This window comes from Methylobacter sp. sgz302048 (assembly GCF_052162025.1).
Taxonomy (GTDB): Bacteria; Pseudomonadota; Gammaproteobacteria; order Methylococcales; family Methylomonadaceae; genus Methylobacter.
This window is the reverse complement of sequence record NZ_CP197401.1, coordinates 4,592,672-4,605,964: the sequence shown is the minus strand read 5'-3', so window position 1 is coordinate 4,605,964 and position 13,293 is coordinate 4,592,672. Positions and strand designations below refer to the sequence as shown.

17 protein-coding genes are annotated in these 13,293 nt (G+C 48.3%); all 17 read left to right on the top strand.

The genetic code is table 11. The annotated features are described in order from the left end of the window. Nucleotides 1–169: 169 nt before the first annotated feature. The gene (gene rpmH, locus ACTNE6_RS20675) at nt 170–304 is read left to right on the top strand and encodes a 50S ribosomal protein L34 (protein ID WP_194968948.1); all 135 of its coding nucleotides are present in this window, start codon (nt 170–172) and stop codon (nt 302–304) included. Beyond that, the gene (gene rnpA, locus ACTNE6_RS20670; protein ID WP_194969016.1) at nt 304–684 is read left to right on the top strand and encodes a ribonuclease P protein component; all 381 of its coding nucleotides are present in this window, start codon (nt 304–306) and stop codon (nt 682–684) included. The genes rpmH and rnpA overlap by 1 nt, the downstream gene beginning before the upstream one ends. Then, nucleotides 666–902, top strand: coding sequence for a membrane protein insertion efficiency factor YidD (gene yidD / locus ACTNE6_RS20665; protein WP_194968949.1), 237 nt, complete (start codon nt 666–668; stop codon nt 900–902). The genes rnpA and yidD overlap by 19 nt, the downstream gene beginning before the upstream one ends. Then, nucleotides 895–2,589: a membrane protein insertase YidC gene (gene yidC, locus ACTNE6_RS20660; RefSeq protein WP_442498161.1), complete on the top strand. Its 1,695-nt coding sequence runs from the start codon at nt 895–897 to the stop codon at nt 2,587–2,589. The genes yidD and yidC overlap by 8 nt, the downstream gene beginning before the upstream one ends. A gap of 9 nt (nt 2,590–2,598) precedes the next feature. Further along, nucleotides 2,599–3,948 carry a tRNA uridine-5-carboxymethylaminomethyl(34) synthesis GTPase MnmE gene (mnmE, locus tag ACTNE6_RS20655; protein WP_442498160.1) on the top strand — a complete coding sequence of 450 codons (1,350 nt, stop codon included), beginning with the start codon at nt 2,599–2,601 and terminating at the stop codon, nt 3,946–3,948. Nucleotides 3,949–4,113: 165 nt separating this feature from the next. Further along, entirely contained in the window at nt 4,114–5,250 is a 1,137-nt protein-coding gene (locus ACTNE6_RS20650; protein ID WP_442498159.1) for a site-specific integrase, read from the top strand. A gap of 102 nt (nt 5,251–5,352) precedes the next feature. Further along, on the top strand, nt 5,353–5,877 hold the full coding sequence (locus ACTNE6_RS20645) for a hypothetical protein (RefSeq protein ID WP_442498158.1): 525 nt from the start codon (nt 5,353–5,355) through the stop codon (nt 5,875–5,877). A gap of 98 nt (nt 5,878–5,975) precedes the next feature. Next, on the top strand, nt 5,976–6,284 hold the full coding sequence (locus ACTNE6_RS20640; RefSeq protein WP_442498157.1) for a helix-turn-helix domain-containing protein: 309 nt from the start codon (nt 5,976–5,978) through the stop codon (nt 6,282–6,284). Between the two features lie 160 nt (nt 6,285–6,444). Further along, nucleotides 6,445–6,879 carry a hypothetical protein gene (locus ACTNE6_RS20635; protein WP_442498156.1) on the top strand — a complete coding sequence of 145 codons (435 nt, stop codon included), beginning with the start codon at nt 6,445–6,447 and terminating at the stop codon, nt 6,877–6,879. Further along, nucleotides 6,876–7,367, top strand: coding sequence for a hypothetical protein (locus tag ACTNE6_RS20630; RefSeq protein WP_442498155.1), 492 nt, complete (start codon nt 6,876–6,878; stop codon nt 7,365–7,367). The genes ACTNE6_RS20635 and ACTNE6_RS20630 overlap by 4 nt, the downstream gene beginning before the upstream one ends. After that, nucleotides 7,364–7,837: a hypothetical protein gene (locus ACTNE6_RS20625; RefSeq protein WP_442498154.1), complete on the top strand. Its 474-nt coding sequence runs from the start codon at nt 7,364–7,366 to the stop codon at nt 7,835–7,837. Before ACTNE6_RS20630 ends, ACTNE6_RS20625 begins: the two co-directional genes overlap by 4 nt. Beyond that, a complete protein-coding gene (locus ACTNE6_RS20620; RefSeq protein ID WP_442498153.1) occupies nt 7,834–8,136 on the top strand; it encodes a hypothetical protein in 303 nt (100 codons plus the stop codon). Before ACTNE6_RS20625 ends, ACTNE6_RS20620 begins: the two co-directional genes overlap by 4 nt. Next, nucleotides 8,133–8,384, top strand: a complete 252-nt coding sequence (locus ACTNE6_RS20615) for a hypothetical protein (protein WP_442498152.1) — start codon at nt 8,133–8,135, stop codon at nt 8,382–8,384. The genes ACTNE6_RS20620 and ACTNE6_RS20615 overlap by 4 nt, the downstream gene beginning before the upstream one ends. After that, nucleotides 8,377–8,673 (top strand): pyocin activator PrtN family protein, encoded by a 297-nt coding sequence (locus tag ACTNE6_RS20610; RefSeq protein WP_442498151.1) that lies wholly within the window; start codon nt 8,377–8,379, stop codon nt 8,671–8,673. Before ACTNE6_RS20615 ends, ACTNE6_RS20610 begins: the two co-directional genes overlap by 8 nt. After that, nucleotides 8,670–9,611, top strand: coding sequence for a toprim domain-containing protein (locus ACTNE6_RS20605; RefSeq protein WP_442498150.1), 942 nt, complete (start codon nt 8,670–8,672; stop codon nt 9,609–9,611). The genes ACTNE6_RS20610 and ACTNE6_RS20605 overlap by 4 nt, the downstream gene beginning before the upstream one ends. Further along, a complete protein-coding gene (locus tag ACTNE6_RS20600) occupies nt 9,608–11,590 on the top strand; it encodes a cell wall-binding protein (protein ID WP_442498149.1) in 1,983 nt (660 codons plus the stop codon). The genes ACTNE6_RS20605 and ACTNE6_RS20600 overlap by 4 nt, the downstream gene beginning before the upstream one ends. A 110-nt stretch (nt 11,591–11,700) precedes the next feature. Then, entirely contained in the window at nt 11,701–12,009 is a 309-nt protein-coding gene (locus ACTNE6_RS20595; protein ID WP_442498148.1) for a helix-turn-helix transcriptional regulator, read from the top strand. Nucleotides 12,010–13,293 lie beyond the last annotated feature (1,284 nt).

Here is a 13,293-nt window from a genome sequence, read left to right as displayed (position 1 = left end):
TGAAGTATATAAAGTATTGATTTTTAAATGTAAGGAATTTTTGCTTGGTCGCCACTATACAGCAATAAAACAATGCACTACAGAATTGACAGGCTAGAACCTTTATTTTATCATCCACCGTCTTTTTTATCCGTTTTTGTTAACATTTATCTGATCAGGTCTTAAGCCAATGAAAAGAACATACCAACCCAGTAAAATCAAACGCGCCAGAACTCACGGTTTCCGCGCAAGAATGGCTACACGCAATGGCCGTAAGGTTTTGAACGCACGTAGAGCAAAAGGTCGCGCCAGATTAACGGTTTAATTGACCGGTGCGTGACTGAGAAAGTTTTCAGTTTTCCCCCACAGTTACGGTTAAAGAAACCGGCTGAATTTAAAAAGGTTTTTGCTAAGCCTGTTAAATCAAGCGACCAATATTTCACGCTGTTGGCCATCAGGAATGATCTCGATCATCCGAGGCTAGGCTTGGCAATTGCCAAAAAAAATATAAAAAAGGCAGTACAACGGAATTTGATTAAACGTATTGTCCGGGAAAGCTATCGGTTAAAACAACAAAACCTAGGGAATATAGATATTGTTGTTTTGGCTCGCAGGGAAGCTGCAGATGCTCCGCCGGACTTGTTAAGAAAGTCTTTGGAAAGGCATTGGCTTAAGTTGGTAACCCGATGCGATTCATACTCATAACACTCATAAAGTTTTACAAGTACTTTATTAGCCCCTTGCTTGGCAATAATTGTCGCTTCTATCCCAGCTGTTCCGCCTATGCCCTGGAAGCGCTTCAGCTCCATGGCGCCATAACCGGCACCTATCTCACGCTCAGAAGATTATCAAAATGCCACCCTTTTCATGAAGGTGGCATTGATCCCGTTCCAGAAAAAATTGGTAATAATAAAAATGGATAATATTAGATTTATATTGATCGTTGTTTTTGCAATGCTCGTCTTTATGCTTTGGCAAGCCTGGCAAGTGGATTATGGTCCAAAACCTCCCGTCGCAGTAACAGATACGACAAACACTAAGGAAGATCTGCCTTCTGCAGCCGGCACCCCTGCCCCGGCAGAAACTACTCAGCAGGAAGTCTCGGCCGTACCGGCCGCAACTCTGCCTTCAGGCAAAATCATCAAAGTAAAAACCGACTTGCTGGCCTTGGAAATTGACACTCAAGGCGGCACATTGCGCAATCTGGATCTGCTGGCTTATCCGGTAGAAAAAGAAAATACAGTGGTCATCCGCCTGCGCGACATGCTTGGCTTGTCGGCTTCCGAAAAAAACCTTGCGCCGACACGCTTATTTGATAGCAACCCGGACAAATTATTTGTGGCGCAAAGCGGCTTGATTTCCGAAGGCGGGTCAGCAACCGCGGCTACGCACCATACCATTTTCAATAGTGAGAAAGACAGCTACGTGCTGGAGCCTGGCCAGGACACACTGACAGTACCATTGACCTGGACCGACAACAATGGTCTGGTTGTGACCAAATTATTCACGTTTAAACGCGGCAGTTATCAGATCGGTCTGGAACAGAAAGTACAGAATAACTCTGCACAACCCTGGACCGGCAGACAGTATAGTCAGTTGATGCGCAAGCCTTATCAGGATGAAAAGAGTAACACCTTTATCAGAACCTATTCAGGCGGCGTACTTTATACCGAGGAAGAAAAATATCAGAAAGTGGATTTTGATGATATGGCCGAGGAAAATCTGAACGTCAAGGCTAAAGGCGGCTGGACGGCCATGATTCAACACTATTTCGCTGCTGCTTGGATTCCTCCCGTCGACCAGGAAAACCATTTCTATACTAAAGACTTAAAAGATCAGCACTATGTGATTGGTGCCTATTCCGCACCCGTCACGGTGGCCAGCAATGCCAATGCCCAGTTTGCTACGCAATTATTTGCCGGCCCTAAAATTCAGCCGATGATGGAAAACATCGCCAGCGGTCTGGAACTGACCGTTGATTATGGCTGGCTGACCATTATCGGCAAACCTATTTATTGGCTGCTGAATCAAATATACAACGTGGCCGGCAACTGGGGATGGGCGATTATCGGCGTGACCTTGTGTATTAAGCTGCTATTCTTCCCACTGTCGCAGGCCAGCTACCGGTCAATGGCGAAAATGCGCAAAATCCAGCCGCGTCTTAAAGAAATGCAGGAGCGTTTCGCCGATGACAGGCCACGTTTCAATAAAGAAATGATGGATATGTACAAACGCGAGAAGGTCAACCCTTTAGGCGGCTGTCTGCCGATTCTGATCCAGATCCCGGTTTTCATTTCCTTGTACTGGGTACTGGTTGAAACGGTTGAAATCCGTCAGGCGCCATTCATGTTGTGGATACAGGATTTATCGGCCATGGACCCTTTCTATGTGCTGCCTGTGCTTATGGGCATTACCATGAAAATCCAGCAAGGTTTGAATCCGCCGCCGATCGACCCTATTCAGGCCAAGATCATGAAAATGTTCCCTATCGTGTTCACCATTTTCTTCCTGTTCTTCCCGGCAGGTCTGGTTCTGTACTGGGTAGTCAATAATACCTTGTCTATCCTTCAACAATGGTATATTACCAAACAGATCAATGAAGCAAAGTAACGTGTATTAGTGGACATCGAAAATTTTGATACCATTGCAGCGATTGCAACACCGCCAGGGAATGGCGGTGTCGGTATTATCCGCATCTCAGGCTCTGACGTTCCGGCCATAGCCAAACAACTTCTCACCAAACCGCTGCAGCCCAGGTTTGCGCTCTTTTCTTCTTTTCTCGGTGAAGACGGCTCGGCGATCGATTCCGGCATCGCACTCTATTTTCCTGCTCCCCACTCCTATACCGGTGAAGACGTGCTTGAACTTCAGGGGCACGGCGGCTCTGTGGTGCTGGATATGCTCTTGCGGCGCGTCTTATCGCTGGGCGTTCGATTAGCCAACCCCGGCGAATTTACCGAGCGCGCCTTCCTGAATAACAAACTCGATCTGGCGCAGGCTGAAGCTGTCGCCGATTTGATTGAGAGCAGCACCGAACAATCCGTGCGCTCCGCGCAGAAATCCATGCAGGGTGTTTTTTCGGAACAGATCAATGCGTTGGTTGGCGAGCTGACAGAACTGCGAACCTATGTCGAGGCCGCTATAGATTTCGTCGATGAAGAAATCGATTTTCTAAGCGATGGCGTTGTGGAAAACCGCATCGTTCATTTATTGGAGCGCATCGAACAGATTCAGGCCACCGCGCAGCAAGGCCGCCTGTTACGCGACGGCATGACAGTCGTGCTGGCTGGCAAACCCAATGCCGGCAAATCCAGCCTGCTCAATGCCCTGGCCGGGCACGATGCGGCCATTGTCACCGATATTGCCGGCACTACGCGCGATGTCTTGAGAGAGCGCATACAACTCGATGGCATGCCCTTGCATGTAATCGATACGGCCGGTCTGAGAGAAAGCGAAAACGTTGTAGAAAAGGAAGGCATCCGCCGGGCCCAGGAGGAAATCAAGCAGGCCGACAGAATCTTGTTATTGCTGGACAGTCGCGAAAGCGAGGATGAACAGCAATTGCTGTCTTATTTGCCGGACAATGTCAGCATCACCAAAATTTACAACAAAATAGATTTAATCGGCCGGGAGCCTGAAATATGGCAGACAGCGGCAAGCTGTGAAATTCACCTATCCGTTAAAACCGGCGCCGGCATGGAATTGCTCAGGAAACACCTGAAGCAATGCATGGGCTACCATGAACAAACCGACAATGTATTTATTGCCCGAAGACGCCATATCGAAGCTTTGAGAAAAGGCCATGAATTTGTTCTGAGTGCTTTGCACCAACTCCAGGACAGCCAGGCCGGCGAACTGGTCGCGGAAGATTTAAGACAGGCCCAGAACAGTCTGGCGGAAATTACCGGTAAATTTACGTCGGATGATTTATTAGGAAAGATATTTTCCAGTTTCTGTATCGGAAAATAAAGTAGTAAAACAACCGAAAACAACATCCAAACAAAGTTAATAAAATAAGGGGCTGTAGCGATACAAGCCCCTTTTTTATTTTCTTATTTTTTCCTTTACTCAGCTATTTCTTACACCTATATTACACCTACAGATTTAAAGGTGTAAAAAGGTGTAAGGGAATCCATGAAGATTACAATTGAGAAACGTGCTAATAAAGAAGGCGATAAACAAAACATTAGGCTTGTGTATTGGTTTGGCAGTTACACTGATTCACAGGGTAAAGTTAAGCATAACCGCAAGATAGAGCAGCTTGGTCAATACCTGTACACCAACCCAAAAACCAAGACTGAAAAGCAGCACAATAAAGAAACCCTGCAATTGGTTGAGGCTATAAAAGCCAAACGCATTACTGAAGCTGCCAGTGGTCAGCATGGCTTCACCAATGCCACAAAAACAAACGCCAGCTTCTATCCGTTCTTTGCTCAGATCATGGAGACAAAGAAAACCAATGAAAGCAGCAGCAACTTTAAGCTATGGCAAGCTTGCCTCATTCAATTAAAACGGCACCACCCGGACGAAAAACTGACTTTCGAGCAAATAACCCCTGATTGGCTGGAAGGTGTGCGGCGTTTCTTCGAGACTCAAGCCAAAACTAAAAGCGGCAACCTAATCAGCAAAGGCACTGCCTCTTCATATTTCAATAAGGTTAGAGCGGTTGTTAATGCGGCCTATGCCAAAGGGATTATTAACAGAAACCCACTGGCGCAAGTGGCCGGCATTAATCCCGGCAAATCCGAGCGCGTCTATTTAACAATTGAAGAGGTGCGTGCACTGGTTAAGATTGAGTGCCGGTATGACGTCTTGAAACGCGGCTTTCTATTTTCCTGCCTGACCGGGTTGCGATGGAGTGATATTAACAAACTGGACTGGTCGGAGATCAGCCAATTTGACGGCGTGCATAGGATCACATTCAACCAGAAAAAAACCGGGGCCCTGCAATATTTGGACATCACCCAGCAAGCTTTCAATCTATTGGGTAAATCCGAAAAACAAGGCCGAGTTTTTCAGGGTTTGAAGTATTCAGCCTATATGAATATGGAACTATTGCGTTGGTGTATGGCGGCGGGTATTGCAAAGCATGTGACCTTTCATGCCGGGCGACATACTTTTGCAGTCAGCCTGTTAAGCAACGGTGCCGACATTTACACGGTGTCTAAGTTACTTGGGCATAGTGAAATAAAAACAACACAAATTTACGCGGATATTATTGATAGCGTCAGAAAAGACGCTATGCACCGTATACCGGATATAGGGCTTTAGCTAAAAGATTTAGCCGCGCCTAGCTTTAGCGGGCGAAATCCGGAAACCTTCACCGGCTGGCGTGGCTTCCTTCTTGAAGGTTAACACTTGAAGGGGTGTTTAATGGCGATTAGTCAATTTTGGAAAGATCGAGAGTATTACACGTTGCTCGAAATTTCCTTTATTGCTTGTGGATATGAGCCACAAAACGAAAACTTAGCGAATGAGCATGCTCCCGCTTCGGTCGTGAATTTTTTCAGAACAGTACGTGATGATTTAATAAATAATGGAGAAATTACCCAAGGCGTCAGAGTAAAGCGTATTACCTATCCCAAAGAAGATGCAATTAAAATAATCGATTATTACGGACCGACCGGATTTCCTAATTTTCTAAAAGAATCCACTGAGCAATTACCGCTTACAGACAATGAACGCGATAAATTATTAAAGCAGATAGGCTTACTGGCGTTAGTTCTGGCTGAGAAATCAAGCCGATACAAACGCGGCGAAAAGCCAAATGCCAACCAGATTGCCACAGATGTACAGTCAATCATTGACGCGACTGAGTTACCAGGCAAAAAAGGCACAGGCTCATCAGAATTACGCGATAGCATTAGCCAAGGTTTGAAACTGTTGAGAGATGATTGATTTTTGCCGCTGGCATTAACTTTTGCCGGGCGGCACACTACAAAAAAATTGTGCTTAATATTCATGGCTCCTAAACAAACAGAAAAAGGAGCCAAACAATGGCAAGCATTATCACTCTGGCCGATGTCGGCGCAAAACTAGACATCCTAACTAACGCAGTCCTGTCAAATAAACAAACGCTTAGCATAGACGAGGCGGCCATTTACGCCGGGCTAAGTGTTTCGTATCTGTATAAGCTGACATCCACACAGCAGATTCCCCATTTTAAACCACGCGGAAAGATGATCTATTTTGATCGCTCAGAGCTCGACGGATGGTTAAGACAGAATCGAGTTAAGACTACAGGAGAAATTGACGCCGCCGCAGCAAATTACGTCTCGGGAATTCAAAATGAGGTGGCGAGATGATAAAGGGACTAACTATTGCAAAATGCACCTGGTGCGGTGGGCACTGGCCTGAAAGCCAACTAAAGAGAGCCGCATGCCCACAATGTGCGAATTGGCACGCAATCGCCCGCTATGTGAAAAAGATAAAAGAATTGCTTGCACAAAGCATGGGTGGTGATGCATGACATCGACGAATCATTGCCAAGCACCCAGGGCACTAACAATAACCGATATCGCGGTGCGGCTCGAAAAAACACGCGGCCGAATATCCCTGCTTATCATTAACGAATATGGCCAAGACGATTGGGCGCTTTTGCTGCCCGAACTTAAGGACACCTTGCTGGCGCTCGTAAGGCTTGAGGATGCCGAGCTTAGCAAACAGAACTACAGGCATGGCATGCTAATCGCCCGCAGTAGAAAAGGTCGATATGCCACATTGATTTCCTGGATTGAAAGATTCAGGGAATTAGCAAATCAAGTCCACGTTAAGCAATATGAATCCGGCCCTGCCTGTTGCTTGAGAGAACACGAGCGGAGAGAGTGGGAATCCTTATCTCCCACGCTAGCCGAGATTATCAACATGGCAAAATGCTTATGCCATGGGGGTGAAGCATGAAGTTATTGACACCTGTCATGGCTGCCGCTATGCTTTCCTTGCTTTCGCAAAAAACGAAAGTCGGGATTGGAACCCCGCACAAAGGCTACAGGCCACTATCAAACGTGGCTTTTTTATGCCCATCAAAAACACAGGCGGCATTATTGTGCCGACGTGTATCTGTTATGGCGGGCTGCATTGGGCTGCCCCTAAAAAGGCAGGCCGGATCCTTTGCCGGTAGTTCCAACCTGATGCAGCTCGCCGCCCAGCGATTGGAACCAAAGGGCGGCGGTTTATCCCTCTACAAAGGAGTCACCGCTATGCGTCATTACTACGCCCAAAATCCGGCTAAATCCAGCCAAAGACAATCAAGATTTAACCTTATCAAACGCACACCTGAAGGCCGGCAATTAATCTGTCAGGACTTAACCTTTGCTCAGGCAGTCGCCTTGGTTGCCGAGATCCCCGCAGCCATTGTGAAGTTTGATCGTATGGGAGGTGCGGCATGAGCCAAAACAGAACACTCCATATCGACCTAATCCGCGACCGGCACGCCAGGCCGCTGGCCATCGTTAAAAACTTTCCGGGGCTGGATGCCGAAATGTACTCCGATGACCTGCGCAAGATGGCCGCTCAGTTAATTCAGGCCGCCGAAGACCTGGATGCCTTAAATTCAGAGCAATCCCAAGCCAAGGCCACCCAAGCCATTTTTAAGCATCGTTTCGATATCGAGAGGGCGCATGATACACGGGATGTTATTAATGCTGTAAACCTAAGGACCGCCCGCGCAAACAGTATTTTATATTTACTGTCCGGTCAGTTTGATGGTGAAGAATGCCGCCTTTCAGACCAGATAATGTCCGAAGCAATTCATGCCGCCATTGATGAAATTAATGACATCGATGACATTGTGAACGCATATTGGCGCGCCATTCGTAACGATCAGCCGCGTAATGGGATTATCGGGGGTGCGGAATGAGCGTTATAAAATTCCCTCAGATCGAGCAAACCAATAAGCCAAGCATCGATTTCGGCCACCGCTCAAATATCGGCGTGGACGGCGATTTTCTCAACTTGCACGATACGATACAACCGGCCTTGGAGCGTGCCGCTGCAATGGCTGATTTGATCGAAGTCGCTTGTGAGGTAGCAGATACAACCAGCTTTGCACCAGATACCCTTTGGAGAGCTGCTCAGGCCATTCGCTTTGAAATCAAAGACGCCCAGGCGCTACTAGAAGCTTATGCCACTATTAGGAAAGCAGAGGTGCAGCAATGAGCGCCTCAAATGTTGTGCAGGATCAAATAGAAAAAATCCAAAACTGCAATACCGCCATTGTTGTCATTTCTGAGTTGCTGTATGAATTTCAAATCGATACAGACTGCAACAATGAAATTCCCAGTCACGTTAAAAGCGAACGCGTCAAAAGCGGCTTATTGCTTGCTATTCAAACGGCGGCCAGATCATCTCAAGAGGCGCTTGAATGGCTGGAAACAGAACTGAGCGCGGGGGTGGAAAATGAGTGATCACCAGATTAACAACGCCGTGAATCCATCCACTGTTTTTGCCTTGATGTATGAGTTTGGCACTGCTCACATTCCTGTAGTAGACATGGCCAGGAAATATTTCGGCCTGAACGAGCAGGAAGCCAAGAGAGCAGCGCGTGATAACAAATTCCCCTTCCCGGTATTTCGTGCTGGCAGCAATAAAACCCCATGGCTGGTTGATGCGGTCGACTTGGCGGCCTATCTAGACAAAGTAAAAGAAAAGGCAAAGAAACAGTTCAGAGAAGCTAAACTGGAGGTGGGCAAATGAGTCTTAAACCCATTTCGAGTTTTTTAATTTCCTTGGACACCGCAGCGCGGGAAGCTTGCGCTGACTTAGGTGTTCAATTTAGACCAGTTCCAGCCGATGGCCTATTTCATCCAGCTGATTTAGTAGACGATCATCGAGGTAAAGGCGATGGCCGGATTAAGATTTTCCCGGATCGCCAGGGCGGCATCGTCTGGAACCATAAGACCGGCGAACAGAAAGCTTTTTTTGTTCGCCTCAAAGGCGGCGCACCGGTTAGCACTGAAGAACGGCAGCGGATCAAGGGCGAACAGGAACGCCGAGACCGCGAACGAAAAGCCAGGCAGGACAAAACCGCCAAGCGAGCCGGGGGCATTTTTCAAGCGGCTATAGAGGCACTGTTAGACCATCCTTATCTGATAAAAAAATGCGTTAAAGCGCATGGTGCTCGTGTTGCTGATTGGAGCAGGCTTTTTCAAGACGGCGCCGGCAAGCATCAAAAATTATCCATTGAGAACACGCTGTTGATTCCGATGTATAACGAACTGGGCCAACTGCGCAACCTGCAAGGTATCTTTCCCAAAGAATCGCCCGAACTCGGGCGAGGCAAAGACTTCTTACCGGGCGGGGAGCTGTCCGGCCTGTTCTGGTGGATCGGTGCCAAGAGCGATCCTGTCTGTATTGCCGAAGGCTTTGCCACAGCGGCAACGCTGCACGAGGAAACCGGTTATCGGGTGTATATCGCCTTCACGGCCAACAACCTGTTAGCGGTTGGGCGCATTGTCAGAAAGCATTTGCCCGATGTGAAAATTATCTTCACCGCCGATAACGACATCAATACCAATGGCAACCCCGGACTAACCAAAGCCACCGAAGCCGCTGCAGCTGTCGACGGCTTTGTTTCGTTTCCACCTATTGCCGGCGATTTCAATGATTATGCCATTCAAATGCAGGAGGCATGATGACTAAGAAAACGGATAAGCCGGTTTTAGAGATCGTCAAAAATGCCACTAAACCGAAGCCCCAAAAAACCGGTGGCGGCAATGGTTCAGGATCTGGATCAGGCAGGAAAGAAGTCTTGCGCTTTGGCGATTATGCGATTATTGCCGGGGCTTTTCATCAGATCAAATCCGTTCGAAACGGGCCGGATGTCCAAGCTAATATTGAGATTCAGCTTTGTGATTTTGTCTGTCAAATCACTGAAGAAGTGACTCAGGATGATGGTTTACAAGACCAGTCATTCTTACGGATCGAGGGCCGAAGGAATGATGGTTTAACGCTTCCAACTGTGGATGTGCCGACCAATAAATTTTATTCAACCCAAGCCAATTGGGTGAATGAACATTACGGCACCCTGGCTTTTGTCTACCCTGGCTCATCAAAGCGGGATAACTTACGCGCGGCTATTCATTTGTATTCAAAACTGAAAGGCGATGTACCCAGGCGGCATGTCTTCCGTTATACCGGCTGGAAGCAAATCAGCGACCAATGGCACTATTTGACCGGTTCAGGCGCTATCACGGCCCAGGGTTTACAGGAAAATGTTCAAGTCGATTTGGGTACCGGCCACATGGCCCGCTACGCCCTGCCCGCGCCCTTTGACAGGCAGCATATCAAAGCAGCCCTGAAGACCGTTTTGAGTCTGTTATCCATTTGTCCGGGCAAGCTGCACATAGGCGCTTCATTGCTGGCTGCGGTTGCGCGTGCGCCGTTGGGGGAATGTCATCCGACTGACTTTGCCTTGTTTATTCACGGCATCACCGGAGCTAAGAAATCGGCCATTACGGCTATCGCCTTGGCCTTTTTTGGCGACTTCAATGCCAGGCGTTTTCCGGCCAATTTCAGCGATACGGATAACGATATTGAGACTAAGGCGTTTCAAGTGAAGGACGGCTGTTTTATCATCGACGACTTCAAGCCTTCGGTGAATCAGTCGGAAGCAGCCAAGGTACATGCCAAAGCCGAAAGGTTGATTCGGAATACCGGTAACCAGGCTGGCAGAGGCCGGCGCGGTTCGGATATGCAAGCCAAGGCCGCGCCGTATAACAGATCAATGACGTTGATTACAGGCGAGGACTTGCCCAAAGGTCAAAGTTTGCTTGGGAGATTATTAATCCTGGAGCTAACCCGCGCCGATGTGGATACTAACACATTGACTAAGCTACAGGAAGCCGCCGAAACGGGGCAGTTAGTTGGCATCATGGCCGCCTATCTGCAATGGCTGGCCCCGCGTATGGATGATCTTAAAAAGCAATTCCCGCAAACCGTTACCGCTTTTCGTAATGCCGCTATCCGTGATGGGGTAGCTTCTTCCCATCCCCGCGCCCCAGAGATATACGCCAATCTAGTAGCGGGTTCTGAACTATTTTTAGACTTCCTGACCGATATCGGCGCGCTTGACAGCGAGACGAGCAGCGGCACCATGCTGAACATTGAGCGGTATCTGCAGGGCGCATTCACCGAGCAAGGCGCCTATCAAACCGAGCAAGACGAAGTTGAACGCTTCCTGCAACTGTTACGAGCCGCGCTCAGCTCAGGCAATGCCCACATTGCATGCCGCCTGAAACTGGGACCACCGGAAACCAGGCCGTATGCGTGGGGTTGGCGTGATGCCGGAAGCGATATTGTAGGGGATAAGAACTATAACCCGATGGGCGACTGTATCGGTTATTACGTAGCGCCTAAGGATAATTCTCCGGCTGAGGTCTGGCTACAGCAAGACACCGCCTTTAAGATCGCTCAACAGTTTGCCCGCAACCAGGGGGATACTTTCTTATTGAGTCCCGCCTCCCTATGGCGGCGTATGCATGAGAGAGGCTTGATATTGCAGACAGAGCCGGATGCAGCGCGCAACAAGCCGCGCTTGGCTGTAAAAAGGACGGTTGCCGGTCAAGGTAAGCGCGTTATGGTTTTGGCCGCTGATTTGATTGAATCAGGTTGATTAATGGACAGTAGCTAAGCAGGATTTACAGATTAGCAGCCCACCCGCTACCGGCGTGAACAACGTATTTGGGTGCGGGTGGATTAATTACCTAAATTGGAACTTGAGAAATGAAGAAAGAAAAAGACCGATATCAGCGTATAAGAGATGCCCATGTCAAAACCATTTTACGCCCTATCCTGATTAACATTGGGACCGTCTCGGAAGTTACCGGGCTATCTGAATCAACGATCCAGGCGCTAATCAGAAAGAAGAATTTCCCTCTTCCTCGCAGAGCGTCTGATCGCGGATCGCGCTGGCTGCTGCGCGAAATCGAGGAATGGGCCGAATCTCTGCCCGTTGCAGATTTTCTCCCGCCGCCGAACGCATCTGCAGGCGGACGCAACGGAAAGCCTAGCGCGCGTAAAACTGCTGGTTAGTGACTTGACCAGGCTGCAACAGAGCGAAGGATTCCGGATAACCTGGCCCTGGCATTGATCCAGATCCAACACAGCGGCTTCAGCCGCATAACCTGGTTCTGAATTTCTTTATCTCCAACACAGCGCCGGCAGCCGCATAACCTGCCCTCGACCTTTGCCTGGCTCCAACACAGCGAAGGGTTCCGGATAATCTGGCCTCGATCTTTGCCAGGTTCCAGCACAGCGAAGGAAACCGCATAACCTGGCACTGAATTCATTCAGATCCCCGCGCCCCTTAGGCTTACACCAATAGGGTTGTTTTGGCCGGATTTTGCTCGCCGTCAGTTTTGAGAGGTGGCCGGGCTGAAATAAATTATATGTGGGGTATATATAAATTTTGTGGGGAATGTGGGGAGATATAGATATAAACCTTATGTGGCGAGGCTTTCAGGCTCCCCACAGATATTTTTTTATTGGGGAGATTACCCACAAAAATGGGGAGTGAAGTAAAAACAAATGAAATAGAAAAACAGTGGCTGATTGATAGAAAAATGCCATTTTGTGGGGAATTTGATTGAGTTTGCGGGAGCATCTCCCCAAGTTTTTTAACACCGTGGGGAGCCTGAAAGCCTCGCCACATATGGGCTAGAGGCATATCTCCCCGCATTCCCCACATTTTCCAGATAGGAGGGGGCAATATATTTTTTATAGGTGTATGGGTAGGGGGGGGCAAAATCCTTGTGAACCGAAAGTCCTAGACCGATTGCGCCTCTCTTTATGCAGCGCCGCGAATTTCGGGAGGGGGGTATAGCTCATACCACTGACCGGTAAATGGTATAGGGGTGGGTGAAATCTTCACAGCTCACTGGGCCCTTTGCGTCGCCCCCACCCTGCTTATGTGCTGAAGAAATTAAATAGAAAAAACCCAGGTATTCAGTACAGGCCAGGGGGAGTCAAAAGTCTACAGCTTACCAATCCCTTTGCGTCGCCCCAGCTAAATTTTTGCTGGATGAATTTTTACAAATACAAAAAGCCATAGGCCCTTTGCTGGCCATGACTGGCCAAGATCGGCCACCCAGAGAGCCGACACCTGCCCACCACTCTACGGCGTACTGATTTGGGGCGAGGGGGAATAGATTAATAATCTGTAAAACCTTGAACTTGATCCAATTTCAAACATACGTTTGGATTGAGCCTGACATTGATGTACGTAGTTGTGCCAATTTCGTACAGTCATCATTGTTTAATTAAGGTCTTGATAACACAGTAATTGGTGTTATCAAGCTAAGAAAAACTTGTTTCTAT